General features: G+C 74.5%; 27 protein-coding genes, 1 tRNA gene and 1 pseudogene. 9 read left to right on the top strand and 20 right to left on the bottom strand.

The annotated features are described in order from the left end of the window. Positions 1-36: 36 nt before the first annotated feature. The gene (locus tag LPA42_RS17460; RefSeq protein ID WP_043963969.1) at positions 37-393 is read right to left on the bottom strand and encodes a YkvA family protein; all 357 of its coding nucleotides are present in this window, start codon (positions 391-393) and stop codon (positions 37-39) included. Positions 394-522: 129 nt separating this feature from the next. On the opposite strand from LPA42_RS17460, the gene LPA42_RS17455 reads away from it, so the two are divergent. From LPA42_RS17455 to LPA42_RS17445, 3 genes are all read left to right on the top strand, one after another. Continuing rightward, complete coding sequence (locus LPA42_RS17455; RefSeq protein WP_228986684.1) at positions 523-1,620, top strand: SGNH/GDSL hydrolase family protein; 1,098 nt, start codon at positions 523-525, stop codon at positions 1,618-1,620. Then, positions 1,617-2,447, top strand: coding sequence for an SGNH/GDSL hydrolase family protein (locus LPA42_RS17450; protein WP_077936191.1), 831 nt, complete (start codon positions 1,617-1,619; stop codon positions 2,445-2,447). Before LPA42_RS17455 ends, LPA42_RS17450 begins: the two co-directional genes overlap by 4 nt. A gap of 92 nt (positions 2,448-2,539) precedes the next feature. Beyond that, positions 2,540-3,802, top strand: coding sequence for an acetyl-CoA C-acetyltransferase (locus LPA42_RS17445; RefSeq protein ID WP_077936190.1), 1,263 nt, complete (start codon positions 2,540-2,542; stop codon positions 3,800-3,802). 89 nt (positions 3,803-3,891) lie between these two features. Here the strand turns inward: LPA42_RS17445 and LPA42_RS17440 are convergent, their stop codons facing one another. From LPA42_RS17440 to LPA42_RS17430, 3 genes are all read right to left on the bottom strand, one after another. After that, entirely contained in the window at positions 3,892-4,185 is a 294-nt protein-coding gene (locus LPA42_RS17440; protein ID WP_228986699.1) for a hypothetical protein, read from the bottom strand. A 191-nt stretch (positions 4,186-4,376) separates the two neighbouring features. Beyond that, positions 4,377-5,192 (bottom strand): Bax inhibitor-1/YccA family protein, encoded by an 816-nt coding sequence (locus LPA42_RS17435; RefSeq protein ID WP_077936188.1) that lies wholly within the window; start codon positions 5,190-5,192, stop codon positions 4,377-4,379. Between the two features lie 180 nt (positions 5,193-5,372). Further along, positions 5,373-5,453 (bottom strand) — tRNA-Leu (locus LPA42_RS17430). A gap of 102 nt (positions 5,454-5,555) precedes the next feature. Between LPA42_RS17430 and LPA42_RS17425 the strand changes: the two genes are divergently transcribed. Continuing rightward, positions 5,556-7,445 carry a hypothetical protein gene (locus LPA42_RS17425; protein WP_077936187.1) on the top strand — a complete coding sequence of 630 codons (1,890 nt, stop codon included), beginning with the start codon at positions 5,556-5,558 and terminating at the stop codon, positions 7,443-7,445. 85 nt (positions 7,446-7,530) lie between these two features. Here LPA42_RS17425 and LPA42_RS17420 read toward each other — a convergent pair whose 3' ends face one another. The 11 genes from LPA42_RS17420 to LPA42_RS17370 all read right to left on the bottom strand — a co-directional run bounded on the left by LPA42_RS17420 (position 7,531) and on the right by LPA42_RS17370 (position 17,314). Then, complete coding sequence (locus LPA42_RS17420; protein WP_077936186.1) at positions 7,531-8,847, bottom strand: NAD(P)/FAD-dependent oxidoreductase; 1,317 nt, start codon at positions 8,845-8,847, stop codon at positions 7,531-7,533. A gap of 102 nt (positions 8,848-8,949) precedes the next feature. Beyond that, positions 8,950-9,519: a hypothetical protein gene (locus LPA42_RS17415; RefSeq protein ID WP_077936227.1), complete on the bottom strand. Its 570-nt coding sequence runs from the start codon at positions 9,517-9,519 to the stop codon at positions 8,950-8,952. Between the two features lie 61 nt (positions 9,520-9,580). Then, entirely contained in the window at positions 9,581-10,954 is a 1,374-nt protein-coding gene (locus LPA42_RS17410; protein ID WP_077936226.1) for a DUF58 domain-containing protein, read from the bottom strand. Next, positions 10,951-11,958 (bottom strand): MoxR family ATPase, encoded by a 1,008-nt coding sequence (locus LPA42_RS17405; RefSeq protein WP_077936185.1) that lies wholly within the window; start codon positions 11,956-11,958, stop codon positions 10,951-10,953. The genes LPA42_RS17410 and LPA42_RS17405 overlap by 4 nt, the downstream gene beginning before the upstream one ends. After that, positions 11,958-12,539 (bottom strand): hypothetical protein, encoded by a 582-nt coding sequence (locus LPA42_RS17400; RefSeq protein WP_077936184.1) that lies wholly within the window; start codon positions 12,537-12,539, stop codon positions 11,958-11,960. The genes LPA42_RS17405 and LPA42_RS17400 overlap by 1 nt, the downstream gene beginning before the upstream one ends. After that, entirely contained in the window at positions 12,536-13,297 is a 762-nt protein-coding gene (locus LPA42_RS17395; protein WP_077936183.1) for a DUF4129 domain-containing protein, read from the bottom strand. The genes LPA42_RS17400 and LPA42_RS17395 overlap by 4 nt, the downstream gene beginning before the upstream one ends. A 19-nt stretch (positions 13,298-13,316) precedes the next feature. Next, positions 13,317-14,057 carry a uracil-DNA glycosylase gene (locus tag LPA42_RS17390; protein WP_305076020.1) on the bottom strand — a complete coding sequence of 247 codons (741 nt, stop codon included), beginning with the start codon at positions 14,055-14,057 and terminating at the stop codon, positions 13,317-13,319. Next, entirely contained in the window at positions 14,050-14,736 is a 687-nt protein-coding gene (locus LPA42_RS17385; RefSeq protein ID WP_043961930.1) for a dienelactone hydrolase family protein, read from the bottom strand. The genes LPA42_RS17390 and LPA42_RS17385 overlap by 8 nt, the downstream gene beginning before the upstream one ends. 143 nt (positions 14,737-14,879) lie before the next feature. Beyond that, positions 14,880-15,539 (bottom strand): hypothetical protein, encoded by a 660-nt coding sequence (locus LPA42_RS17380; RefSeq protein WP_228986683.1) that lies wholly within the window; start codon positions 15,537-15,539, stop codon positions 14,880-14,882. 324 nt (positions 15,540-15,863) lie between these two features. After that, positions 15,864-16,985 (bottom strand): hypothetical protein, encoded by a 1,122-nt coding sequence (locus LPA42_RS17375; protein WP_228986682.1) that lies wholly within the window; start codon positions 16,983-16,985, stop codon positions 15,864-15,866. Further along, on the bottom strand, positions 16,982-17,314 hold the full coding sequence (locus LPA42_RS17370) for a PadR family transcriptional regulator (protein ID WP_036374274.1): 333 nt from the start codon (positions 17,312-17,314) through the stop codon (positions 16,982-16,984). Before LPA42_RS17370 ends, LPA42_RS17375 begins: the two co-directional genes overlap by 4 nt. Before the next feature lie 139 nt (positions 17,315-17,453). Between LPA42_RS17370 and LPA42_RS17365 the strand changes: the two are divergent. Continuing rightward, positions 17,454-17,648, top strand: a pseudogene (locus LPA42_RS17365) (type II toxin-antitoxin system RelE/ParE family toxin); the annotation flags it as partial. Next, on the top strand, positions 17,645-17,965 hold the full coding sequence (locus LPA42_RS17360) for a helix-turn-helix domain-containing protein (protein ID WP_077936179.1): 321 nt from the start codon (positions 17,645-17,647) through the stop codon (positions 17,963-17,965). The pseudogene LPA42_RS17365 and the gene LPA42_RS17360, both read left to right, overlap by 4 nt. 89 nt (positions 17,966-18,054) lie before the next feature. On the opposite strand, the gene LPA42_RS17355 is transcribed toward LPA42_RS17360, so the two are convergent. Beyond that, on the bottom strand, positions 18,055-18,354 hold the full coding sequence (locus tag LPA42_RS17355; RefSeq protein WP_228986681.1) for a type II toxin-antitoxin system death-on-curing family toxin: 300 nt from the start codon (positions 18,352-18,354) through the stop codon (positions 18,055-18,057). A 135-nt stretch (positions 18,355-18,489) separates the two neighbouring features. Next, entirely contained in the window at positions 18,490-19,434 is a 945-nt protein-coding gene (locus LPA42_RS17350; RefSeq protein ID WP_077936177.1) for an NAD(P)-dependent oxidoreductase, read from the bottom strand. A 66-nt stretch (positions 19,435-19,500) separates the two neighbouring features. On the opposite strand from LPA42_RS17350, the gene LPA42_RS17345 reads away from it, so the two are divergent. After that, a complete protein-coding gene (locus tag LPA42_RS17345; RefSeq protein WP_077936176.1) occupies positions 19,501-19,938 on the top strand; it encodes a MarR family winged helix-turn-helix transcriptional regulator in 438 nt (145 codons plus the stop codon). A 97-nt stretch (positions 19,939-20,035) separates the two neighbouring features. On the opposite strand, the gene LPA42_RS17340 is transcribed toward LPA42_RS17345, so the two are convergent. Next, positions 20,036-20,338, bottom strand: coding sequence for a hypothetical protein (locus tag LPA42_RS17340; RefSeq protein ID WP_077936175.1), 303 nt, complete (start codon positions 20,336-20,338; stop codon positions 20,036-20,038). 88 nt (positions 20,339-20,426) lie between these two features. Here LPA42_RS17340 and LPA42_RS17335 point away from each other — a divergent pair, with 88 nt between their 5' ends. Next, the gene (locus LPA42_RS17335; protein WP_198956452.1) at positions 20,427-20,615 is read left to right on the top strand and encodes a hypothetical protein; all 189 of its coding nucleotides are present in this window, start codon (positions 20,427-20,429) and stop codon (positions 20,613-20,615) included. 147 nt (positions 20,616-20,762) lie between these two features. After that, positions 20,763-22,556 (top strand): DUF1996 domain-containing protein, encoded by a 1,794-nt coding sequence (locus LPA42_RS17330; protein ID WP_077936174.1) that lies wholly within the window; start codon positions 20,763-20,765, stop codon positions 22,554-22,556. A gap of 49 nt (positions 22,557-22,605) precedes the next feature. On the opposite strand, the gene LPA42_RS17325 is transcribed toward LPA42_RS17330, so the two are convergent. Then, positions 22,606-23,535, bottom strand: coding sequence for a Ppx/GppA phosphatase family protein (locus LPA42_RS17325; protein ID WP_043961925.1), 930 nt, complete (start codon positions 23,533-23,535; stop codon positions 22,606-22,608). A gap of 22 nt (positions 23,536-23,557) precedes the next feature. Continuing rightward, positions 23,558-24,928 carry a hypothetical protein gene (locus LPA42_RS17320; RefSeq protein ID WP_096761581.1) on the bottom strand — a complete coding sequence of 457 codons (1,371 nt, stop codon included), beginning with the start codon at positions 24,926-24,928 and terminating at the stop codon, positions 23,558-23,560. Between the last annotated feature and the right edge of the window lie 10 nt (positions 24,929-24,938).

The following is a 24,938-nucleotide window of genomic DNA, read 5'->3' as shown; positions in this document are numbered from 1 at the left end:
GGGCAGACGTTGATTCGACGCCCAGGGTACGTCCCGTCAGGGCACCACATGCCCCGGGATGACGGAGGCCCGGCGGACCTCCCACTCCAGGAACCGCTCGGTCTCCGCGAGCACCGCGCCGGCCAGCCAGGTCACCATCACCGCGTCGTCGGCCAGGCCGAAGACCGCCAGCGGGATCTCCGGGAGCAGGTCGATCGGCGAGACGATGTACGCCGTCGCCGCGGTCATCAGGGCCAGCCGGAGGCCGCCGTCGTACTCGCCGCGGGTGGTGGCCCGGATCATCCGGGGCAGCGCCGCCAGCCGGGCCCCCAGCGACGGGCCGCCCCGCGCCCCGGCGGTCAGTGCCCGGGCCAGCGCCGCGAACGCCGCGCCGCGCTTCAGTGTCTTCCCCATCTCCACGCCCCTTCCGACTCCACAGCGTGCCGTGTCCCCGCAAGGGGTACCCGCAACAGTCGCCTCCCAGCCAGAAACCGGGCAGTACGACGACAGCGGCGTGTCGTACCGGCGCGATAATGTCGGTGCATGGGGGTCGCTGGGGTCGCTGGTTCCGTCGCACCGGCCGGTCCGCGCGAGCAGTCCGCTCCGCGCTGGCAGCTCGGCCCACGCTGGCAGCGTGCGCGGCGGGTGGCCCGCGTCGCGGCGATCGGCACGGGCGCCACCGCGGCGGCCGCCGCGGCGACGACGGGCGTCCTGCTCGGCCAGGCCCGGCAGGCCCGCCGCACCATCCCGATGGCCGAGGCGCCCCCGCCCCGCTGCGACGGCGTCTACGGCGCGAAGCTCCCCGGCCCACCGCTGACCATGGTCGTCCTCGGCGACTCCTCCGCCGCCGGCTACGGCGTGCACCGCCGCCGGGAGACGCCCGGCTCGCTGCTGGCCACCGGGCTGTCCCGCCGGCTGCACCGGCCGGTCCGGCTGCACCGGTTCGCCGTGGTGGGCGCCATCTCCTCCGGCCTGAAGCCGCAGGTGGAGGCCGCGCTGGAGGTGTCGCCCGACGTCGCGGTGATCCTGATCGGCGGCAACGACGTCACCAACCGCACCCCGCCGGCCCTGGCGGTGCGCTACCTGGTCGACGCGGTCCGCGCGCTGCGCGGGGTCGGCTGCGAGGTGGTGGTCGGCACCTGCCCCGACCTCGGGGCGATCCAGCCGATCCAGCCGCCGCTGCGCTGGCTGGCCCGGCGGTGGAGCCGGCAGCTCGCCGCCGCCCAGACGGTGGCGGTGGTCGAGGCGGGCGGCTGGACGGTCTCCCTCGGCGACCTGCTCGGCCCCCGCTTCGTCGCCGAGCCGACCCGGATGTTCGCCTGGGACCGGTTCCATCCCTCCGCAGAGGGGTATGCGGTGGCCGCCGCCGCGCTGCTGCCGACGGTGCTCTCCGCGCTCGGCGGGGTGCAGGAGCGCCGCACCGGGCTCGCCCGCGGCGAGGGTGTCCGGTCGCTGCCGGAGGCGGCCCAGGAGGCGGCCCGGCACGCCGGCACGGAGGTCAGCGCCACCCAGGTCCGGGGCCGCGACCGCGGGCCGGGCGGGCGGTGGGCGCAGCTGCGTCGGCGGGCCTTCTTCGGCGTCGGCGCGGTGCCGCAGGCCGGCCCGACCGCCGACTCACCCACACTGGAAGGACGGCCATGACCGAGCAGGGCGGCAGGCGCGGTGGTGGTGACCGGGGGCTCGGCGCGGAGCTCGCCGTCCGGCTGGGCCGGGCGGCGGCGGTGTCCCTGGTCGCCGGGACGATCGGCGGCGCGGCCGTCCTGGCCGGCGAGGCGTTCCTGGCCCGCAACCGCCCGTACGCGCAGCCCGAGCTGGGCCTGGCCCTGCGCGCCACGATCGGCCGGGCTGGCGCGCCGCCGCTGCGGCTGGTCCTGCTCGGCGACTCGTCCGCGCTGGGGGTCGGGGTGGCCCGGCTCGGCGACACCGTCGGCGGCCAACTGGCCAACCTGCTCGCCGAGGGGCCGGCCGGCCGGCGGGTGCACCTGTCCAGCGTCGGGGTGTCCGGCTCCCGCTCCACCGACCTGGCCACCCAGGTGGCCCGGGCGCTGCTCGGCCCGCGCCCCGACGTGGCGGTGGTCCTGATCGGCGCCAACGACGCGACCGCGCTGCGCAGCCCGGCCGAGGCCGGGGCCTACCTCGGGTCGGCCGTGCGGCGGCTGCGCGAGGCGCAGGTCGAGGTGGTCGTCGGCACCTGCCCGGATCTCGGCGCGGCCCGCGCGATCGCGCCGCCGCTGCGGCAGCTGGTCGGCTGGTCCGGCCGGCGGATCGCCCGCGCGCAGACGGCCGCCGCGCTCGACGCGGGCGGCACGGTGGTCGACCTGGGCACGGAGACCGGTCCGGTGTTCCGGGCCGACGCCGGCACGCTCTGCCACGACGGCTTCCACCCGTCCGCCGACGGGTACCGGATCTGGGCGCACGCCCTGCTCCCGGCCGTCGCCGCCGCCGCGAACGTCGCCTCCCGCCAGTGATCGGGCCGGCCCCGGTGCGCGGCGGGCCGGGGTGACATTTCCCGCTGGTCGCTCCGCTTCCCGGTAGGTTACCGCCAAGTTAACGTTGGTTCATGCCGACTGAGTCGTCCCGCGACGCCGTCATCGTCGCCACCGCCCGCTCCCCCATCGGTCGGGCGCACAAGGGTTCCCTGCGCGACGTCCGCCCCGACGACCTCGCCGCCACCATCGTCCGGGCCGCCCTGGACAAGGTCCCCCAGCTCGATCCCACCGAGATCGACGACCTCTACCTCGGGTGCGGCCTGCCCGGCGGCGAGCAGGGCTTCAACATGGCCCGCGTGGTCGCCACCCTGCTGGGCCTCGACGGCCTGCCCGGCGCCACGCTCACCCGCTACTGCGCCTCGTCGCTGCAGACCACCCGGATGGCGATGCACGCGATCCGGGCCGGCGAGGGCGACGTGTTCGTCTCCGCCGGGGTGGAGACCGTCTCCCGGTACGCGCGCGGCAACTCCGACGCGCTCCCGCCGGAGGCACAGGCGCTGGTCGGCGGCGGCTGGGAGAACCCGCGCTTCGCCGCCGCCCGGGAGCGCTCGGCGCGGCGGGCCGAGGGCGGCGCGGAGGTCTGGACCGACCCCCGCTCCACCGGGGAGCTGCCCGACATCTACCTGACCATGGGGCAGACCGCCGAGAACCTGGCCCAGGCGTACGACGTGAGCCGCGCCGACATGGACGCGTTCGGCGTACGCAGCCAGAACCTGGCCGAGAAGGCGATCGCCGACGGCTTCTGGGCCCGGGAGATCACCCCGGTCACCACGCCCGACGGCACCGTCGTCGACACCGACGACGGCCCCCGTCCCGGGGTGACCCTGGAGGGCGTCGCCGGGCTCAAGCCGGTGTTCCGCCCCGACGGCCGGATCACCGCCGGCAACTGCTGCCCGCTCAACGACGGGGCCGCCGCTGTGGTGATCATGAGCGCCCAGCGGGCCCGGGACCTCGGCCTCACCCCGCTGGCGCGGATCGTCTCCACCGGCGTCACCGCCCTCTCCCCCGAGATCATGGGCCTCGGGCCGGTGGAGGCGTCGAAGCAGGCCCTGCGACGCGCCGGGATGACCATCGACGACGTCGACCTGGTCGAGATCAACGAGGCGTTCGCCGCCCAGGTCATCCCCTCCTACCGGCAGCTCGGCATCGACGAGGAGAAGCTGAACGTGATGGGCGGGGCGATCGCCGTCGGCCACCCGTTCGGCATGACCGGCGCCCGGATCACCGGCACGCTGCTCAACGCGCTCCAGTGGCACGACAAGAGCATCGGTCTCGAGACGATGTGCGTCGGCGGCGGCCAGGGCATGGCCATGGTCCTCGAACGCCTGAGCTGAGCTGCGCGGCGCCTCCCGGCGCTCGCGCTGGCCGCGCGGGTGGCCGGGAACGCGGGCCTTAAAGCGCGGGTGACCGGGAACGCGGGGGGTCAGAGCGCGGACCGGGTCGCCGTCACCTCGGCGGCGGCCCGGTGCAGCACCGCGTCCGGCGGGGCCGCCGCCAGCAGGTCGGCGGCGACCACCCGGAGCTGGTCGGGCAGGGCGAGGTCGTTGTCGAGCCGGGGCACCGCCCGGCGGGGCTGCCCCTCGGCGTCGGCGGCGAGGTTCGCGATCTCCTGCACCAGCCGGTGCACCAGATCGGCCCGGGGCACGTTGCCGCCGCCGGCCGAGGCCGCCCAGCGCGGCTGCTGCCAGTGCCCGACCTGACGGACCAGCAGCTCCACCGCCCGGCCCAGTTCCGCTGCGCTCACCGCGCCGAGTCTACGGACGCCGGGCCGACGTACCCCCTGCGGTCGCCGCATGCCTGGCGCAGTCGGCGGCGGCCGGCGGACGCCCGGGGCGGGTCGGCCGGGCCGGAACACGACGGCGCCCGCCGCCGCGAGATCGCGGGGCGGGCGCCGTCGAGCGACGAGGGTCAGTCGTCGCCCTGGAAGTAGCTCAGCAGGCGCAGGATCTCGATGTAGAGCCAGACCAGGCTGACCAGGATGCCGAACGCCGCCGTCCAGGAGTAGCGCTGGGGCAGCCCCATCCGGACGCCCTCCTCGACCTCCGCGAAGCTGAGCACGAAGCTCAGCGAGGCGACCACGATGCAGACCAGGCTGAAGCCGATGGCCAGCGGGCTGCTGTCGCGCAGGCCGGTGTTGACGCCGAACAGCGCCAGCACCAGGTTGATCAACATGACCGCGAACAGGCCGACCATCGCCGCGACCATGCCCCGGACGAACTTCGGGGTGGCCCGGATGACCCGCGCCTTGTAGAGCATCGTCATCAGGAAGAACACGCCGAAGCTGGCCACCACGGCCTGGAGCACGATGCCGTCGTAGAGCGAGTTGAACGCCTTGCTCACCATGCCGACGAAGACGCCCTCGACGACGGCGTACGCGATGACCAGCGCCGGGTTCGCCATCCGGGAGAACGAGATGATCAGGCCGAGGACCAGGCCCACGACCGCCGCGCCGATCCAGGCCACGCCGAGCAGCGCGTCCGGAACGAGCACCCAGGCCGCCGCGGCGGACGCGCCGAGGATGCCCAGCAACACGACGGTCTTGACCACCACGTCGTCGATCGACATCGGCGTCACGGTGGGCGGCGCGGCCGGGTAGCCCGTCGCGCCCGGGTACTGCTGCGGATAGCCGGGCTGCCCGTAGGGCCCGGTCGGGGCGTACCCGGTGGCCCGTTCCCGCTCGGCCGCCTGGCCGAGTCGGGCGAGCACCGGGTTCGAAGTCTTCACTGTCAGGCCTCCCTCAGGGGGTCGTCGCACGTGAACGTGCCCTTCCAGGGTAGACGCCCCGCTCGACGCCGTGGAGATCACCGACCGGCGCAGGAGCTGTGAAGAAGCTGAGAGACCCGCAGGTGACGCCCTCGCCGCCACCGACGGTCGCATTCACCGGCGCGGTCACCGTGCTGCGCGTGCCCGGGGCGGGGGTCGAACCCGCACGCCTTGCGGCAGCCGCTTTTAAGGCGGCCGTGTCTGCCGTTCCACCACCCGGGCTGGGCGGCCCCGCGCGTCGCCCACGCGCCGGTGCAGTGTCACCGTAGCGGGTCCGCCACGACCCGGCGTACCCCGCCGGCACTCCCGCACTAGGGTCGACCCGTGAGCAGCGCAGCCCCCACGGCCCCCGACGCCGCCCCCGAGCAGGCAGTCCGTTCCGACGTACCGGCCCGGGCCGCAGGCCGGTGGGTCCGGCTGCGGGCCGCCGTCGCCCGGCACCGGGCCGACCTGCTCGTCGGGCTGCTGTTCACGGCCCTGGCGGGCTGGGTCACCCACGGGCTCTGGCCCGACCCGTCCGGCCGGGTGCTGGCGCTCAACCCCGAGGACCAGACGCTGTACGAGTGGTTCCTGGCCGTCGACTCGCGCGCCCTGCTCGGCGACTTCGGGCTGCTCACCGACCGGCTCAACGCCCCGGACGGGGTCAACCTGATGGCCAACACCACGGTCATCGCGCTCGGGGTGGCCTTCGCCCCGGTCACCCTGCTGTTCGGCGCCCCGGTCACCTTCGCCCTGCTCGCCGGGCTCAACCTCGCCGGCACCGCCCTCGCCTGGTACCTGCTCTTCACCCGCGTCCTCGGGGCACAACGGCTCGCCGCCGCGCTCGGGGCCGGGCTGTGCGGCTTCGGGCCGGGCATCGTCTCGCAGACCAACAGCCACCTGCACATGACCGCCCAGTGGCTGGTGCCGGTGATCGTCTGGCTGGTGGTCCGGCTGCTGCGCGCGGCCGACCCGCGGGGCCGCGCGGGCCGCCTCGGCGGCGGCAAGGGCTCGGACGAAGCCTCCGGCGGCGGCCCGGCGCGGGTCGGCCCCGACCGCCGCCGCATGCTCACCTCCGCCGTCGGCCTCGCCGTCGTGGTCAGCGTCCAGGTGTTCGTCGGCGAGGAGGTGCTCTTCCTCTGCGCGCTGACGCTGCTGGTGATGGCCGTCGCGTACGCGCTGGCCGACCGGGCGCTGCTGCGCCGGGCACTGCCCGGCTTCGCCGGGGGGATGCTGGTCGCCGCCGGGCTGGCCCTGCTCGTGCTGGGATACCCGCTGTGGTTCCAGTTCGCCGGCCCGCAGGGCGTCGCCGACGGCATGTTCAGTCCGCACTACTTCTCGGCCGACCTGGTCAGCTGGTGGACGCTCTCCCCGCTGTCGGCGGCCGGCAGCGACGAGGCGGCCCGGCTCACCACCGGCCCCGCCGAATACAACACCTTCCTCGGCTGGCCCCTGCTCGTGGTCACCCTCGGCTGCGCGGTCTGGCTGGGCCGCCGCCCGCTGGTGCTCGCCTGCGCGGCCGGGGCGCTGGTCATGGCCGCCCTGTCGCTCGGCCCGGACGTGGTCGTCCGCGGTGACCGGACCAGCATCCCCGGCCCGTACGCCCTGCTGGCGGGCCTGCCAGTGGTGGACGGGGCGCTGCCGATGCGGTTCGCCCTGGCGGTGCTGCCGCTGGCCGGCACCCTGCTGGTGCTGGCCGTGGACCGGGCGCTGCGCGGCACCGGCCGGGCCCGGCGGCTGGTCCCGGCGGCGGTCGGGCTCGCGCTGCTGCCGGTCCTGCCGGCCCCCCTGCCCACGGCCGAGCGGCCGGCGCTGCCGGAGTTCATCTCGGCCGGCCACTGGCGGGAGTGCGTCCGCCCCGGCGGGGTGCTGGTGCCGGTGCCGCTGCCCACGCCGAAGGAGCCGTGGCCGATGCGCTGGGCCACGGCCGCCGACGCCGCGTTCGGCCTGCCCGAGGGCTTCTTCATCGCCCCGTACGGCAGGGGCGGCACGGCCGCCATGGGCACCTGGAAGCGCCCCACGTCGTACCTGCTCAGCGAGGTGGCGAAGCGGGGCGGCCGGCCGGCGATCGGCGACCGGGAGCGGCGGCAGGCCGCCCGGGACGCCGACCGCTGGGGCGCGTCCTGCTTCGCGGTGGCCGACGGCACCCGCCACGCCGACGACCTGCGGGCGACCCTGGACCAGCTCTACGGGCCGGCCGAGCGGGTCGCCGACGCCTGGATCTGGCGGGTCTGAGCCCGCGCCCGCCCAGGTGTTAAGCCCGCCCAGGTGTTAAGAAGGGGCCCCTGCTATACCGAAAGCGTTAACAGGGGGCCCTTCCTTACCGAGGCTGGGACGCCTCGGCGAACTCCTCGCGCGGGTCGTGCAGCTGGCCGAGCGCGACCACCTCACGCTTGAGGAAGAACGCCAGCGACCAGTCGACCACGACCCGGACCTTGCGGTTGAACGACGGGATCCGGGACATGTGGTACGTCCGGTGCATGAACCACGCCGGCCAGCCGGTCATCTTGATGCCGTAGACCTGGGCCACGCCCTTGTGCAGGCCGAGGCTGGCCACGCTGCCCGCGTGCTTGTGCTTGTAGTCCACCGGCTGACGGCCACGGATCACGTTGGCGATGTTGTCGGCCATCCGGGCGGCCTGGCGCACCGCGTGCTGGGCGCTGGGCGAGCAGAAGTTGCCCGGCTCCTTGGTCAGGTCCGGCACCGCCGCGCAGTCGCCGGCGCTCCACGCGCCCTCGACCAGCCGGTCGCCGTCGACGACCTGGAGGGTCGGCAGGCAGGTGACGCGGCGGCGCTCGTCGCGCGGGAAGTCGGTGGCGTCCAGCATCGGCGACGGCTTGACGCCGGCCGTCCAGACGATCGTGTCGGAGCGGAAGCTGTCGCCGTCGGAGAGCTTCACCACCCCGTCGACGCAGGACTCCAGGCGGGTGTCCAGCCGGATGTCCATGTTCCGCTTGAGCAGCTGCTGCACCGTGTACGCGCCCATGTCCCGGTCGACCTCGGGCAGCACCCGCTGGGTCGCCTCGACGAGCACCCAGCGCATGTCCTCCGGCTCCAGCTCCGGGTAGTAGCGCAGCGCGTCGCGGGCCATGTCCTCCATCTCGGCCAGCGCCTCGATGCCCGCGTACCCGCCGCCGACGAAGGTGAACGTCAGGGCGCTGCGGCGCACCTGCGCGTCCTGCGTGGCCGCCGCCACGTCGAGCCGGTCCAGCACGTGGTTGCGCAGGTAGATGGCCTCGCCGATGGTCTTGAAGCCGATGCCGTGCTCGTGCAGGCCGGGGATCGGCAGCGTGCGGGAGACCGAGCCGGGGGCCACCACGACGTGGTCGTAGGGGATCTCCCGGGTCGGGCCGCTGATCGGCTGCACGGTGGCGACCTTGCGGTCGTGCTCGATCCGGGTGACCGTGCCGGCCACCACCTTGCACCGCCGCAACTCCCGCCGCAGCGGCACCACGGAGTGCCGGGGGGAGATGTTGCCGGCCGCCGCCTCCGGAAGGAACGGCTGGTACGTCATGTGCGGCTGCGGGTCGACGACGACGACCTCCGCCTCACGCGAGGAAAGCTTCTTCGACAGGCGAAGGGCGGCGTAGAGACCGACGTGCCCGGCACCGACGACAAGGATCCGCTTCGGATTCACGCCTACCATCTTTCCCCGGCCGGCTCCGCTAACCCCTTTCGAGACCCCCCTTTGTGACGGAGCACAACACCTGTGACCTGCACAACGTGCATTCCCGTTCCGTCATTTGCGACGCAGCAGCCACCCCAGCAACGCGGCCACCGCCACCGCCACCAGCAACCCGGCGACCGTCACGCCGAGGTGCCCCCGGTCGGGCCCGGCGTCGGCGACCTGGACGAGGAGCACCCCCAGCACCGCCGAGGCGAGCAGCACCCCGCCGGCCCGGGTGAGCCAGCGCACGACCAGCTCCGGGTCCACCACCGCGTCGTACGGCAGCAGCGCCGCCAGCGCCGCCAGCGAGTGGGCGAGGTAGAGGGCCGCCGCCACGGCGAGCAGCCGCCACAGCGCGACCGGGCGGTCGTATCCCTCGGTGGCCAGCAGCCAGCCGCCGACCGCGACGAGGGCGGCGAACGTCGGCCAGATCCGACGCGGCCCGATCGCCGGCAGCAGCGCCACCAGCGCGAGGGCGGCCAGCGGCCGGCCGGTGAGGACCTGCGCCGGGTATGCCAGCAGCAGCCCCGCCAGCGCCGCGCCGAAGATTCCGGCGCGCACCAGCAGCGGGGCCGCGCTGACCCGGTTGACCGCCGAGCGGGCCGCCCGGGCGCGTTCGGTCACCACCTCGACCGGGTTCACCGGCACCGCCTTTCGTCACCCGTCGGCCGGGCTGCCCCGTTCACCGGCCGCCCTGCCCCGCTCACCGGCCGCCCACCCTCGGGGCGGTGGCGAGCCGGGCCACGTCGCGCAGCACCTGGTCGAGGCTGCCCGCGCCCGCCCAGCGGACCACCGGCACGCCGTGCTCGCGGAGCTGGCCGATCATCGTGTCCCGGTCGATCCGCCACAGCCGGAACGCCACCTCGGACCAGCCCTGCCGGCCCGGCGGCGGCAGGCCGTCCGGGAGCGTGTCCACCGCCACCACGAACCGCCCGGAACGGGCCATCCGGGCCAGCATCTGGGCGGACCGCTCGTCCAGCAGCGGGGTGAGCACCACCACCAGCGCGTCCGAGGAGAGGATCTGCGGCCCGAAGACCTGGTCGTACGGCTCGTGCGGCGACGCCTCGGCGCGCACGTCGAGCAGCCACTCCAGCAGCGTGAGGTATTGCCGGCGGCCGGTGGCGGGGCGCAGCCGACGGGCCGCCGGGCCGTATTCCAGCAGCGCCACCCGGTCGCCCCGGTGCAGGTAGTGCTCGCCGATCGCGGCGGCGGCCCGCACGGTGGTGTCCAGCACCGACGCGGCCCCGCCGACGCCACCGGAGCGGCCCGCCTCGGCGAGGACGTCGAGCAGGACGACCACCTCGGCGTCCCGGTCCGACAGGGTGGCGGCCACGTGCAGCTGCCGGGCCCGCAGCGACACCCGCCAGTCGACGCGGCGCAGCCGGTCGCCGGGGCCGAAGACCCGCACCCCGGCCAGCTCGCCGCCCTCGCCGGGCCGGCGGGAGTGGTGCGCGCCGACCAGGCCGGCGGCGCGGGGCATCGCCTCCACCGCCTCGAACGGCTCCGTCTTCGGGTACACCCGGAACCGGACCGGCTCGGTGATCGCCGCCCGGGAGACCAGCATCCCCCCGGCGGCGGCGACCCTCGCCCCGGCCGGGCCGATCGGGTGCCGGCCCCAGCGCCGGGCCTTCCCGGCCAGCTCCAGGTCGACGGCCGTGCCCGTGTCGACGACGGTCACGAAGGGCCGGTCCACGCCGCTGCGGGACAGGTCGACCCGGGCCCCGCCGACGCCGGCCCGCTCCACCAGCAGCCACGGCGAGACGCGGGTGCGCACCACCGCCACGTCGTAGCCGACCGTGTCCGGGTTGCCGACGCTGACCGTGCCGGTGAACTCGCCGCCCTCGACGAGGTGCCCGTCGGCGGCGGTGATCCACAGCTGCGGGCCCGCCGTGGGCCGGCGGCGCAGCGCGTACGCGGTGCCGAGCGCGAACGGCGCGGCCAGCACGACCAGGTCGACCCGGCCGAGCAGCACCCCGGCGATCAGCAGCAGGCCCGCCAGCAGCACCGCCCGGCCCAGCGCCCGGGTGGGCGCCCAGCCCGCCGCCTGCGGCCCCTCGGGGGTGGACACGGCCGTCAGCGCCCCGGCCGGCCGGCGGCGTAGCTCGGCAGCGCGCCGCTGGCCGGGGCCGGGGTCTGGTCGAGCACCTCCCCGACCACGAAGGACGGGTCGACGCGGCGCAGCCACATCTCCGGGCGCAGCGTGATCCGGTGCGCCAGGGCCGGCGCGGCCACCTCCTTGACGTCCTCGGGCACCACGTAGTCCCGGCCGGCGAAGACCGCCCGGGCGCGGGCCAGCAGCAGCAGCGCCAGCGAGCCGCGCGGCGACGCCCCGACCAGCACCGACGGGTGCTCCCGGGTGGCCGCGGTGAGCGCCACGATGTAGCGGCCGATGGAGTCCTCCACCACCACGTTCTCCAGGGCGACCTGCATGGCCCGCAGGGTGGCGGCGTCGACGACCGGGGCGATCTCGGCCTCCTCGCGGCGGCGGCCCATCCGCCGGCGCAGCACCTCCCACTCCTCCTCGCCGTCCGGGTAGCCGAACGACACCCGCAGCAGGAACCGGTCGAGCTGCGCCTCCGGCAGCGGGTACGTCCCCTCGTACTCGATCGGGTTGGCGGTGGCCAGGACGTGGAACGGCTCGTCGAGCCGGTACGTCACGCCCTCCACCGAGACCTGCTTCTCCTGCATCGCCTCCAGCAGCGCCGACTGGGTCTTCGGCGGCGTCCGGTTGATCTCGTCGGCGAGCAGCAGGTTCGTGAAGACCGGGCCGGCGCGGAAGGAGAAGTCGCCGCTGCGCTGGTCGTAGAGGAAGGAGCCGGTCACGTCGGCGGGGAGCAGGTCGGGGGTGAACTGGAGCCGGCGGAAGTCCAGCCCGAGCGCCTGGGCGAAGGAGCGCGCGGTCAGCGTCTTGCCCAGGCCGGGCAGGTCCTCCAGCAGCACGTGGCCGCCGGCCAGGATGCCGGCGAGGACCAGCTCCAGGGCGTCCCGCTTGCCGACGACGACCGAGCCGACCGCGTCCAGCACCGCCCGGGCCAGGCGGCCGACCTCGGCGGCGGGCATGGTCCGGTCCACGTCCTTCATCAGATCTTCTCCAGTTCGGCGACGATCGCCGCGAGGTCGCGCGGCGACGGGGTGCGGCGGGGCGGGGTGTCCAGGAACGTCGAGAGCCGGTCGCCCAGCAGGGCGCGGGCCCGGGCCGGGTCGGACTCGCGGGTCACGCCGTGCCGCTGACGCAGCCGCTCGTCGGCCAGCTCGCCGAGGCGGGGCAGGATCCGCTCGGCGAACCGCTGGGGGTTGCCCGACGACCAGTCCAGCGGCCGTTCCCAGCCGTTGATCGCGGCGCGCAGCGCGTCCCGGGCGGCCCAGTGGTAGTGGCCGTCCTCCTCGCCCGCCGGGATGCGGGCCCCCGACCGGGGCGGTGGCAGCGGGGCGAGCGCGGCGGTGACCCGACGCACGGCGAGCAGGGCGAGGACCCCGGCGACGACCACCCACAGCGAGAGCTGCAACCCGACGGCCCGCAGCCCGGCCACCACCACGGCGGTCAGCGCCCCGGCGATTGCGAGAGTCTTCAGCGCGCCGCCGACCCGGCCGCCCCGGGTGGCCCGTTCCTGCGCGGGCTCCTCCTCGGCGGAGCCGAGCAGGTCGTCGATGCTGGTGCTCACGCCGGCCCCCCGGCGGCGGTGCCCGCTCCGGCAGCCCCGGCCGCTACCGCCGTCAGCTCGCCGCGCAGCCGGCGCAGCGCGGCGCGGGCCTGGTCGCGGGTGCGCTCGTCGACCGGGCGGGTCGCGTACCGGGCCTCCCGGTAGACGTGGGCGAACTCGGCCAGCACGTCGGCGCTGACGATCGCCGGCACCCCGGCGTCGGGGTCGCCGCGCAGCAGGCGGGTCACCAGGTCGGTAGGCGTGTCTCCGGTGTGCCGGGCCACCCCGGCCGCGTCGGCGGCCTCCTCCAGGCGCACCCAGCAGGCGATCACGGCCGTGCGCGGGTCGACGTCGGCGTCGTCCAGCTCGACCAGGCCGGCGTCGAGCGCGGCCACCACCTCGCGGGCGGTGCCCTCGGCGGTACGCCGCGCCCGGTCGGCCGGCAGCGCCCGGGTGGTGCGGCGGGCCACCCCGCGCAGCAGCGTCCAGCCGACGTAGCCCAGGGCGACGACGATCGCCAGGCCGAGCAGCACCATCGCGACGGTGCCCAGCCACTCGGGGATGTGCGCGCGGGTGGCCTCCCCGGCGTCGCGCGGCTCCACCGGGATCGACGGCGGCGGCTGCGCCGTCGGGTACTCCGGCACGTACGGGATGTTGTCGGCGGCGGGCGGGATGCGGCTCGCGCCGAGCGACGAGTGTCCGGCGGCCACCGCGGCGGCGGCGAGCAGGGCCGTCACCGCGGCGATCGGCCACCACCTGCGCAGCACGCTGAGGTCCATCGGCACCGCCCCACGCCCGTCAGTCCACTCCGGCCAGTTGCTTCGCCCGGGCGAACACGTCGTCCAGCATCCCCGGTGTCAGCCGCCCGGTGAACGTGTTCTGCTGGCTGACGTGGTAACACCCCAGCAGCGCCGGTGCGGCCGTGCCGGACCAGTGTGCCCCATGCCCGAACGCCGGTCGCGGGCTGGGCGGGCGCACGCCGTACACCTCGCGGAGCGCCGGCCACCACGCGGCCCACGCGAACGCGCCCAGCGCGACCACGACGCGCAGGGTGGGTCGGATCAGCGCGACCTCCCGGCGCAGCCACGGCGCGCAGGTGTCCCGCTCCTCCGGGGTCGGCTTGTTGTCCGGCGGCGCGCAGCGCACGGCGGCGAAGATCCGGGTGTCGCGCAGCGCGAGGCCGTCGTCGGCGGCGACGCTCGTCGGCTGGTTGGCCAGGCCGGCGCGGTGCAGGGCGGCGAAGAGCACGTCGCCGGAGCGGTCGCCCGTGAAGATGCGCCCGGTGCGGTTGCCGCCGTGCGCGGCGGGGGCCAGGCCGAGGATGCCGATCCGGGCGTCGGCGGTGCCGAAGCCGGGCACCGGCCGCCCCCAGTAGGTCTGGTCGCGGAAGGCCGCCCGCCTCGTGCGGGCGACCTCCTCCCGCCAGGCGACGAGGCGGGGGCACGCGAAGCAGTCGCTGACCGCGCCGTCGAGGTCGACCAGGTCGGTCGCCCGCGCGGCGCGGGCGACCACCTCGTCGGGGGTACGGGCCTCAGCCAAGCTTCGCCCGGAACAGCTCGAGGGTGCGGGCCCAGGCGCTGGCCGAGGCCCGCTGGTCGAACGCCTCCGGCCGGTCGTCGTTGAAGAACGCGTGCCGGCTGCCCGGGTAGTCGTAGAGGGTGCAGGTGCCGCCGGCCGCCTCGATCGCGGCACGGGCCGTCTGCACGCCCGGCGCGGCCGAGGTGCCGTCCTCCTCGGAGCAGTGGATGATCGCCGACTTGCCCGCGTAGTCGGCCCACTCGGGGCGCATCTTCTCCCACGGCAGCATCGGATAGAAGCCGGCCGTGGCGACGATCCGCTCCGACAGCGTCGCCGACCACAGGGCCAGGCTGCCGCCCGCGCAGAAGCCGACGCAGCCGACCTTGCCCGCCACCTCGGGCCGCCCCGCCAGGTATTCCGCCGCGCCGGCGATGTCCTTCGCCGCCTCGTCCATCTGCAGGCCCATCAGCAGCCGCCGGGCCTCGTCCGGCTCGCCGGTCGACTCGCCGTGGTAGAAGTCCGGGGCGAGCGCCACGAAACCGGCCTCGGCGAAGCGGTCCGCCACCGACCGGATGTGGGGCACGAGACCCCACCACTCCTGGATGACGATGACCGCCGGGTTGGCCGCACCGCCGGAGGGTATCGCGAGATACCCCTCGCTCGTCCCCCCGTTGCTGGCGAAGCTCACCATCTCGCCCATCGGCCCGTCCTCCTCGCGGTCAGTCATCGTTGGCTGGTCGCAGGGTGTTCCTACGTGCCGTGAGCCTGCCACGCCGCGACCGCCGCCGGAAGACGCCCGAGCAGTGGCGTTCACCTCCTGTTTCGCTGCCGGTGACTCCCGGGTCAGGCCGCCTTGCGGGTGAGGCAGAGCAGGTAGCCGGTGCTGCCCGGCTTGATGTTGTAGAAGAAGTAACCCGCCTGCCCGGGCTGGAGGAACGGCTCGCACGCCTCGCCCGTGCGCGCCTGCGCCTCCGTCTGCCCGTCGAGACGACCGACCACCGTGTACACCGCCTCCGTCGACGTGCAGGCCACCACCTCCGCGCCGCGGGCGTCCTTCCGCTCGCCCTCGGCCACGTCCGGCAGCTCGGCGAGGCAGTCACCGGCCTTCGCCTTCGCGGTCGCGTCCTCGTCCAGGGCGGCGGCCACGGCACCGCCGAGGCCGAACTTCAGCGCCGCCACCACCCCGACGGCGAGCAGCGCGGCGACCACGCCGACCACCTTGCGGGCCACGGACCGCCTCGGCTCCGACGGCCCGCCCCCGTCCTCGCCCGGCCCGTCCTGCTGCTCCGCCACCGCGCCCGCACCCTGCTCAGCTCCGCTCCCGCCCTGCCCGGTCTCACCCTTGACCTGCGCGGCCTCGGCCGCCGCCGGCCCGTTCCCGGCCTGCTCGGACTTGGGCTGCTCGGGCTCGGACTGCTCGGGGTCCCGGGCCGCAGGCGGGTCGGCGGGGCGCGGCGCGTCCTCGGGCGGCGCGGCGGGGTGCGGGGCGACCGGCTCTGGCACGGGAGTTCCTTCCGAGGGGTTGGACGAGCAGACGACACCGTAGCGACCAAGATCGGAGAAGGTGGTCCCGCACGACTCGTCCGTTCAGCCATTTGTAAGGAAGGGCACCCTGTTAACGCTTTCTGTATAGGAAGGGCCCCTTCCTAACGCCCCGCACGCCGCCGAAGCACCCGCCCGAGCGCACGCACGCGCACGTACGTACGCGCGCACCCGCGACGGTTCCCCCGCACCCGAGGCACGGGGGAACCGGTGGATCTTGGACGCTTCGTGTTCGTTGAGAACGGAGAGTGTCCAAGAATTGGAGCTGTCGACGTTGGCGGGCGGTCAGCGGGAGGGCGTCGAGGTGGGTGTGGCGGTCGGCAGTGGCCCGAGCGTGGCCTCGCCGGGCGGGGCCGGGGCCCGCCCGGCCGGCTCACCGGGCGGAACCGGGGCGGGCGGTGCCGTCGTTGCGTCGCCGGTCGGCGTCGGGGCGGGCGGTGCCGTCGTCCCGTCACCGGTCGGCGTCGGGGCCACCGGCGCGGGCGCAGCGCCGTCGGTCGGCGTCGTGGTCAGCGGCGGGTTGATGGGCGGCGCCGCGGGTGCCGGGCGCGCCCCGACCGGTCCGGCCTGGAACGGGGCGTTCTCCGGGCAGTACGGGTAGACGGGCAGAGCCGGGCCCGACTCCGGCAGCCCCGCGCGCTCGCACTCCGGGTAGCCGATCCGGATCGGGTTGCCGTTCTGGTCGAACAGCCGGGCGTTCTCGACGAGACGGCCCTCGCTGTCGTAGACGAAGACGTCGCCGATGTACGGCGCATCCACCGAGGTGGACTCGTAGCCGGACTCGTTCCAGCCCAGCCGGTCGTCCGCGTCGACGAAGCCGACGAACGCGAAGACCGCCAGGATCGCCGTGCCGGCCCACAGGGCGATCCGGGGCCAGCGGGTCAGCGCGGCGGTGCGCCTGCCCAGCCACACCGAGGCGACCACGCAGACGCCGAGCAGCAGCAGCGCCGCGAGCGTGCTCCCGCCCAGCCTGGGCAGCAGCCCGAACGGCACACCCGTCGTGACGACGGTGATCAGCATGGCCGCCAGGTAGCCACGCAGCACCCACCAGGCGGGGCGGAGCAGGCGCAGGTACTCGCTCGCCGAGGCGTACCCGAGGATCGGGCCGACCCGGACGTCGGCCGCGCGCAGCCGGGCGCGGACCTGGGCCACGGCGGCGGCCGCCCGCTGGTCCAGGTTGCGCGCGGCGGCCGGACCCCCCGCGCCGGCCGCCGTGCGCAGTTCCATGGCGTACGCCTCGGGCGCGCCCAGCCGGTCGACCAGCGACCCGTCCCCCTCGGCGGCGACCTCGGCGAGGTGCTCCGGAAGGTCCTCGGTCAACTCGTCGCGGACCTGGGGCGGCAGGTCCGCCAGGGCGGCCCGGACCCGGGTCACGTAGTCCGCGATCTCCTGCTCCATGACAGTCACGCTGCCATCCCCCGATCGTCGAGCAGAGTGTCCATGGTGGTGGCGAACGAGCGCCAGAGCTTGCCGGAGCGGGTCAGCTGGTCCCGGCCGGCGGCGTTGAGCGAGTAGTACTTGCGGTGCGGGCCGGACTCGCTCGGCACGACGTACGTGGTCAGCAGGCCGGCGGCGAAGAGTCGCCGCAGCGTGCCGTAGACGGAGGCGTCGCCGACCTCGTCCAGGCCGGCCTCGCGGAGGCGGCGCAGGATGTCGTAGCCGTAGCCGTCCTCCTCCCGGAGCACGGCGAGGACCGCGAGATCCAGCACGCCTTTCAGGAGCTGCGTGGTATCCACGCATCGCACACTACTGCGCAGTGCGAAGTACCGTCAAACGGCACAACGGCGCCGGCGGACCCCGAACCCCGGCCAGCCTGGGTTTACCAATTGCCATACTCGCTGCGTGGTCACGGAGGAGTGGCAGATCTACTTCGTTGACCTCAAGGAGCTACGACCTGGCAGCGTACGGATCCTGTTCGCCTTCGACCCGTGGCGCTCCAGCATCCTCCTGGTCGCCGGAGACAAGGCCGGACGATGGAATCAGTGGTACGCCGAAGCCATCCCCCTGGCCGAGCACCGCTACGAGGTCTATCTGAAGGAACGCGCCGAAGAGGAGGGCCGCCAGTCATGAGCAGCAACTACGTCCGGTGGAAGGACATCCGCGCTGCCCACGTCGAACGGGCCGGCGGCGAACAGGCGGTCGAGGCCGGCAAGCAGGAACTGCTCGCCAGCGTGGTTGGGCACCGCCTCGCCGAGGTACGTCGGGCCCGCAACCTCACCCAGCAGCAGGTTGCCGACCGTATGGGCGTCACCAAGGGCCGCATCTCACAGATCGAACAAGGCAAGATCTCCGGCCAAGACGTTCTCGCGCGCTACGCCGCCGCCATCGGTGGGCGTCTGCATCAGGCGATCTACTTCGACGACGGCGACATCGCCGCCATCGCGTAACCCGTGCTCCGCTCGGCGTCACGGTCGGTCGCCTCCAGCACGAACGCCTACCTCAGCGACATGCCGACGAAGGCGTCAGCTGGGCCCAGTCAGAGATAGAGCTTGCGCAACTCGCGGGCGATGTCCGGAACCTCCGTCATCGCCCCGCTGGCGACCGCCATGACCAGCGACTCGGCCTGATCGACGTCAACGTCTCGCACCGGCACATCGTTGAGAGCGAGGAAGACCCGGGCGGCGGCCCAGGCGAGGCGCTTGTTGCCGTCGATGAGCGCGCGGTTCATGCAGATCGAGTGCAGCAGCGCGGCGGCCTTGCCCCACAGCTCGGGATACGCCTCCTGACCGAACACCACGGTGGCCGGCCGGACAATCATACCGGCTGCGGCCAGCACGAAAGCGTCAGCTGCGCGGGTACGGGTCTACGCAAGGCGGCGAGAGTCGATGCCGGCGCGGCGATGTCGAGCAGCCCCTGAGAAGCGGGCCGGCCGCGCGGGCTGTCCGACCGTGCGCCGCCCGCGTGGCAGGGGTTACCGGGCGTTCCCGGCGCGCAGCCAGGCGATGTAGTCGGCGGCGGCGGTGGCGGCGTCGTACCGGGGTTCGAACCCGGTGTCCTCGCGCAACCGGGTGATGTCGAGCCAGGTCTGCGGGCGGTCGCCAGCCGAGGGAAGCTCGCACCGGAAGCTGGGCTCGACGGACCGCAGCGCGGCGATGACCTCGGCGTTGCTGGTGGCGTGACCGGAGGCGACGTTGTAGGTCGCGTGCCGCAGCCCGTCGGTGAGCTGCAGGAGCGCGAGCGCGCGGCCGGTGTCCCTGACATAGAGCAGGTCGAGCGCGTCCTCGGCGTGCGGGGGCGCGATGAGCCCGGAGAGGTCGGGCTCGCTGCGCCGAGCTGCGGCGTGGGCGAGTGTCGGCGCGGCGAAGAACGGGTCGGGCAGGTGCCCTCCGGGCCCCCAGGTGCCGGAGATCCGGGCGTTGACGATCTGGACTCCGGTTGCGTCCGACAGGTGGCCGGCGAGCAGCTCGAAGATCTTCTTGAACGTGGGGATGGCGTGGACGTGGCCCATCGGCAGCGGCATGTCCTCGGCGAGCGCGCCCGCCTTCGCGAAGCCGTAGACGCCGATGGTGCTCGCGGCCACGATGCGGTTCACACCCCATGCCTGCGCGGCGCGAACGATGTTGAGGTATCCCTCCAGCGACCGCGCCGACGCGTCGATCGGGTCGGCGTCGTCGTCCGACCACGGCAGGGTGACGGCGAGGTGCACGATCCCGGTGATCGGGTGCCGCTTGCCGACTGCGAGCAGGGCGTCGAGGTCGGCGATGTCGGCCTGCACGGCGTGCACGGGCAGGTCGGCGAGCGGAGCGGGCACCACGGGAGCCCGGCGCTGCAGCAGGACGCACTCCTGGCCGGCTTCGGCGAGGGCGCGGACGGTGTGGGAGCCGATGAAGCCGGCGCCTCCGGTAATAAGGATCATGACAACTCCGGTCGCTTCTCTGATCGTCAGTGTTACTGACGATCAGGTTAGCCGTAACATGGGACCGTGTCCACCGACAACAGTGCCGCCGCGGATCCGCGCAACCTCCTCGGCTATCTCTTCAAGCACGCGCACCTGCGGCTCACCGCGCTGACGGACGCGGCCCTGGAGCACCTCGGGATCGACAGCAAGGACTTCGGGACGCTGCGCGTGCTGGCCCACGGCGAACCAGCTTCGCAACTACAGGTGGCACAGAAGCTCAGCGTCGACCGCACGACGATGGTCGCGGTACTCGACGATCTCGAACGCAAGGGCATCGTCGTACGACGACCGGACCCGACCGACCGACGCCGCAACATCGTCGAGCTCACCGATCGGGGCCGGCGAACCTTCGACGCCGCAGAGGCCGCGTACCAGGACGCCGAGAACGCGCTCCTCGCGCCCGTCAGCCCCGGTGCGGCCGATCAGCTTCGCCGCACACTTCGGGACCTGCTGGAACACTGAGGCAACGCGGCGGCCGGCAACCGACCTTCCACCCCCGCGACCCGCACCACGCCCTCGTCGCCCGAACCGGATTCGGCAGCAGGGGTCGAAGTGCCTTTCACACGACGCCCCGGGCCTCGGCCGTCCAGGCCATGAAGCGCTCGAACAACTCCTGCGGCGTGGGGGCCGGGTTCGGGTTGAGCCGGACCAGGTCGCCGGTCGCCTCGAACAACTGCCCCGCCAGGTAGACCGACAGCCCGACCCGGTCGCGGCGGTACTCCATGAGCAGCAGCAGCCGGGCCGGCTGGCAGGGCCAGGGCGCGGCACACACCCGGCACAGCCAGAGCGGACGCATCGCCGTGTGCGGCCGGACGGCCCGCCCCTGCCGGTCGTGCACGGGCGAGCGATTGGAAGTCGACACACCCCCATACTGACGCCGTCTATTGCCTTTGTCAACATTCTGCGTCGTTGTCGCCGAGCGAGGACTGCGGCGCTGCCATCGTCAACCCATGGAGTTGGTGGGCGTGTCGGAGATCCGGGAGATGCTCGGCAACGTGTCGCGGCAACGGGCCAGTGTGATCGCCAACCAGCGGAACTTCCCCGAGCCGGTCGCGGTCCTGGCGATGGGCAAGGTGTGGTTGAAGGCCGACGTGCAGGCGTGGATCAAGCAGCACCGGCCCGAGCTCGCGTCGGATTGAGCGACCCCGGATCGAGCGCGATCCTGAGCGCCTTTCTTACCTGTCGATTACGCGTCGCGGCCGGGTCGATCGTGAGGAGCCGGTAGGGCCGTACCCCCGGGCGGACGGCACTTCACGGCGAAGTGCCCGGCACGACGGAGGAACCCGATGGCGGGCAGCGGAAAGCGGAGACGGGTCCGGGGCAGCCGGGTGGTGGCGGTGGTGGCGGCCGTCGGGGCGGTCGGCGCGCTCACGGTCACGTTCGTCTCCGGCGGCGGCCGGGGCAGCGCCTCGGCGGAGGCCAACCTCAACGACTTCGTCCCCATCGAGCGGGTCGCCGTCAACGTGCCGACACCGCGGCTGGGCCCGAACGCGTCCAAGGGCGTCTTGACCGTGGACTGCGGGACCAACCGCAACGGCAAGTTCAGCCCGGACAATCCCGTCGCCCAGCCCGGAATCCGCAACGGGGCGGAACACCTGCACGACTTCGTCGGCAACCTGGCGATCGACGCCAACACCCCCGACGCGGTGCTGGCCGCGTCCGGGACCACCTGCCGCAACGGGGACCGCTCGTCGTACTTCTGGCCGGTCGTGCGGATCGACAAGGCGGTGCGGGCCAACCTGGACACGCAGGCGCTGGGCGCGGTGCAACCGGCGGTCTCCTGCCCCCGGGTCGCCGACCGGCTGCCGGCGGTGCCCGCGTCCGCCCGCGACAGCGTACGGCGGGACCTGGCCGCCCTCGACCGGCAGCTCGCGTCGGCCAACGACAGGCTGGCCGCCAGCCGGGGCCGGATCGACCAGCGCCTCAACCAGTCCGTGATCGGCGCCCTGCGCGCCGAACGGGCCGAGACGATCAAGCGGATCTCCCGGACGATGAGTGGCGCCGGCAGCCGTCCCCGTGGCCTGGTGTCGCTCGTGGACTGCGAGGTCAGCTACGACGGCCTGCACGCCACGCACGGCGCGGCACCGGCGACGGCCAGCGGCGCCAGCCCCGGCGTGCGGTGCCCGAGCGTCCGCGACAAGCTGCCCGGGGTGCCGGCGTCGGCCCTCGACGAGGTCAACCGCAACCTCGACCTGCTCGACCAGCAGCTCGCGGAGGCGAACGAACGGCTGGTCACCACGAAGGGTCAGGGCGGCCCGAACTTCGCGCTGAACGCGATCGTGGGACCGTTGCAGTCCAAGCGCGTCGCCACCCTCGACCGGATCGCCATCGCGATCGGCCGCACCGCGCCCCGGCCGCAGGGGCTTGAGGCGCTCGCCCCCTGCACGCTCGACGAACGCCCCGTGGGCGGCCAGCCCGGCGGCAACAACGGCGGCAACAACGGCAACGGTGGGAACGGGAACAACGGCGGGAACGGCAGCGGCAACAACAACGGCGGGGAGAAGCCGCTGCCGGAGCCGCAGGGGCCCAACCTGGAGCTGCCGAACAACACCGGCCGGATCGTGCAGCCGTCGAAGGTGCTGATCGAGTACCGGGGCAACCCCGGCGCGAAGGTCACGGCGATGCCGAGGTTCCTGCGCGCGCTGACCGGCGACGCCAAGCCCACCAGCCGGGGCCCGGCCAACGCCCGCGCCACCTGGACCTGCTCGGGCTTCGCCGACCGGCTGTCCGACCGCTACCCGATCTGCCCCGACGGCAGTCAGGTCATGCGGGTGCAGGACTTCCCCGGCTGCTGGGACGGCCGGAACACCGACAGCGAGAACCACCGGGCCCACCTGGCCTTCGCCGACCCGACGACCGGGGCCTGCCCGCAGGGCTTCGTGGCGATCCCGCAGCTGCGGATCAGCATCTCCTACGACATCCCGCGCGCCGTGCAGCTCCGGGGCCAGTACGCGCTGGACTCGTTCCCCGAGGAGAACCACAACCCGTTCTCGGACCACAACGACTTCGTCAACGTCAACTCCGAGAAGCAGATGCGCAGGATCGCGGCCTGCCTGAACGAGGGGCGTCGGTGCTCCTGACCGGATGACCGCCCGAGCGGGCCGGGCGTCAGCCCGGCCCGCCGGCCCGTTACTGCAGGCTCCAGGCGATGCCGTCGAGGATGTCGTGCTCGCTCGCCACCACCGTCGACATGCCCGCCCGCTCCATGATCGTGCGCAGCACCAGGGCCCCCGCGCCGATCACGTCGGCCCGGCCCGGGTGCATCACCGGGATCGCCAGCCGCTGCTCGCGGGTCTTCGCCAGCAGGTCGGCGGTCACCTCCGCCACCGCGCCGTACGACACCCGGGCGTGGTGGATGCGCTCCGGCTCGTACTCCGTGAGGCCCTCGGCGATGGCCACGACGGTGGTGACCGACCCGGCGAGCCCGACCAGGGTGGCGGCCTGCCGGCCCGGCACGGCCTCCAGCGCGCGGTCCACCGCGACGGTGATGTCGGCCTGCGCGGCGGCGATCTGGTCGAGGCCGGGCGGGTCGCCGAGCAGGTGCCGCTCGGTCATCCGGACGCAGCCGATGTCCATCGAGATCGCGGCCTCGACGCCGCCGGCCCGGGTGCCGACCACGAACTCGGTGGACCCGCCGCCGATGTCGATGACCAGGTACGGCTCCAGGGCGTCGGCGGGCAGGCCGCGCACCGCGCCGGTGAAGGAGAGCCGGGCCTCCTCGTCGCCGGTGACCACCTCGGGCGCGACGCCGAGGGTGCGCTCCACCATCGCCCGGAAGTCCCCGGCGTTGGAGGCGTCCCGGGACGCCGAGGTGGCGCACATCCGCACCCGGTCGACGCCGAGCGTGTCGATCTCGGCGGCGTACGAGGCCAGGGCCACCCGGGTCCGCTCGATCGCCTCGGGGGCGAGCCGACCCGTCTTGTCGACGCCCTGACCGAGGCGGACGATCTCCATCCGGCGGCTCAGGTCGACCAGCGGCGCGTCCGGCCCGGCGGACGGGTCGGGCAGGTCGGCGACCAGCAGTCGGATCGAGTTCGTCCCGCAGTCGATGGCGGCCACACGCGTCGTCACGGCAGCAACCCTACGGCAGCGGCCCCGCCGCGCCCGCAGCGACGGGACGACGGGGGTCACCGGTGGGCCGCCCGGGGAGAGAGCCGTGGCGGGAGCGGCGGAACAGCTCGGGCAGCCAGCCGAGCGCGCCGACCAGCAGCAGCGCCGCCAGCAGGGGCAGCCGCCACCACCAGCGCACGGTGACCGGGGGCGGGTCCGGTTGGTCGGCCACCCAGGGGCGGGCGGTCTTCGACCAGGCGAGGAACGCGTCGCCGACCGGCAGGACGCCGAACGCGTACCGGCGGGTGGTCGGGGTGTCGACGGGCAGGCCGACGAGGTCGCCGTAGTTGGCCAGCGCGCCGGCCAGCGCCGCGTCGCCCTGGGACTGGGCCGCGCCGAGGGTGACCACGGTCGCCGACAGGCTCACCCCGAGCACCAGCGGCCCGGAGTCCACGTCGGCCGGCCCGGCCAGGCCGTCCGGGTATTCGCGCACGGCCGGGCCGAGCCCCAGCGGGGACGCCACGAACCGGTCCCGGAAGGTCAGGTACTGCGCGCGGGCGAACGCCGGGTCGACGTCCACCAGGAACCGTTGGATGACGCTCTGGGAGGTGGCGCGGGCCACCTCGGCCGGCGCCCCGGTGGCCGGGTCGACCCGGTGCGGCAGCAGGCCGGTGCGCGGGTCGAGGCGCTGCCGCACGCCGTCCAGCCAGCGGGCCACCGTGCCGGCGAACCGGGGCGGCGGCGGGGCGCCGGGCGGGACCTCGGTGGACGGCGCGCCGGGCCGCAACGGATCGGGCGGCGGCGCACCGGAGGGCAGCAGCGCGTCGTGCAGCCGCAGCGAGGCCACCGCCACGGTCGAGTCGACCGGCCACGCCTGCCCCGGGTACGCGGCCAGGTACGGCGTGCCGGACGCGTCGAACGCCGCCCCGATCGCGGCGGACGCCTCGACGAACCGGGCCACCTCCGCCGGGTCCCGCCGGTCGGCCGGTTGCAGGGCGAGGATGCCGCCGCGCAGCCAGTTCGTCCAGCCCTGCCAGAAGATCCCGTACGCGGGGGTGAGGCCGGGATCGAACGGGGCGGTGCCGGCGGGCGACTCCAGCCGGGCCAGCGCCCAGCGGGCCTCCCGCAGCTCGCCGGCCCGCCGCCCCGCCGGCTTGCGTAGGCCCAGCTCGACGCGGGCCAGCCCGTACAGGGCGTGGGCGAAGAACCAGCCCTCCGGGAACAGCGCCTGGGCGTCCTCGCCCGCGCCGTCGTCGAGGGCGGCGCGCAGGAAGGCGAGCTGCCGGGCCACCCCGGGCGGCTCGCCGTCCGGGCCGGCGGTGGCCGGGACGACGAGGCGGGCGACCCCGAGGAGGGCGGCGGCGGTCAGCAACACCGCGCACACGCGACGGACGATCCCCATCCCGCCAGCG

The sequence above is a fragment of the Micromonospora sp. DH13 genome (genome assembly GCF_020873825.1).
Taxonomy (GTDB): domain Bacteria; phylum Actinomycetota; class Actinomycetes; order Mycobacteriales; family Micromonosporaceae; genus Micromonospora; species Micromonospora haikouensis.
The sequence above is the reverse complement of the archived record's forward strand: the minus strand, read 5'-3'. Positions and strand labels throughout refer to the sequence as shown.

Excerpts from the sequence above, each read along its gene's own strand:
- LPA42_RS17460 (WP_043963969.1), bottom strand. The coding sequence starts at position 393 with ATGGGGAAGACACTGAAGCGCGGCGCGGCGTTCGCGGCGCTGGCCCGG.
- LPA42_RS17455 (WP_228986684.1), top strand. The coding sequence starts at position 523 with ATGGGGGTCGCTGGGGTCGCTGGTTCCGTCGCACCGGCCGGTCCGCGC.
- LPA42_RS17450 (WP_077936191.1), top strand. The coding sequence starts at position 1,617 with ATGACCGAGCAGGGCGGCAGGCGCGGTGGTGGTGACCGGGGGCTCGGC.
- LPA42_RS17445 (WP_077936190.1), top strand. The coding sequence starts at position 2,540 with ATGCCGACTGAGTCGTCCCGCGACGCCGTCATCGTCGCCACCGCCCGC.
- LPA42_RS17405 (WP_077936185.1), bottom strand. The coding sequence starts at position 11,958 with ATGAAGGACGTGGACCGGACCATGCCCGCCGCCGAGGTCGGCCGCCTG.
- LPA42_RS17395 (WP_077936183.1), bottom strand. The coding sequence starts at position 13,297 with ATGGACCTCAGCGTGCTGCGCAGGTGGTGGCCGATCGCCGCGGTGACG.
- LPA42_RS17385 (WP_043961930.1), bottom strand. The coding sequence starts at position 14,736 with ATGGGCGAGATGGTGAGCTTCGCCAGCAACGGGGGGACGAGCGAGGGG.
- LPA42_RS17360 (WP_077936179.1), top strand. The coding sequence starts at position 17,645 with ATGAGCAGCAACTACGTCCGGTGGAAGGACATCCGCGCTGCCCACGTC.
- LPA42_RS17350 (WP_077936177.1), bottom strand. The coding sequence starts at position 19,434 with ATGATCCTTATTACCGGAGGCGCCGGCTTCATCGGCTCCCACACCGTC.
- LPA42_RS17335 (WP_198956452.1), top strand. The coding sequence starts at position 20,427 with ATGGAGTTGGTGGGCGTGTCGGAGATCCGGGAGATGCTCGGCAACGTG.
- LPA42_RS17330 (WP_077936174.1), top strand. The coding sequence starts at position 20,763 with ATGGCGGGCAGCGGAAAGCGGAGACGGGTCCGGGGCAGCCGGGTGGTG.
- LPA42_RS17320 (WP_096761581.1), bottom strand. The coding sequence starts at position 24,928 with ATGGGGATCGTCCGTCGCGTGTGCGCGGTGTTGCTGACCGCCGCCGCC.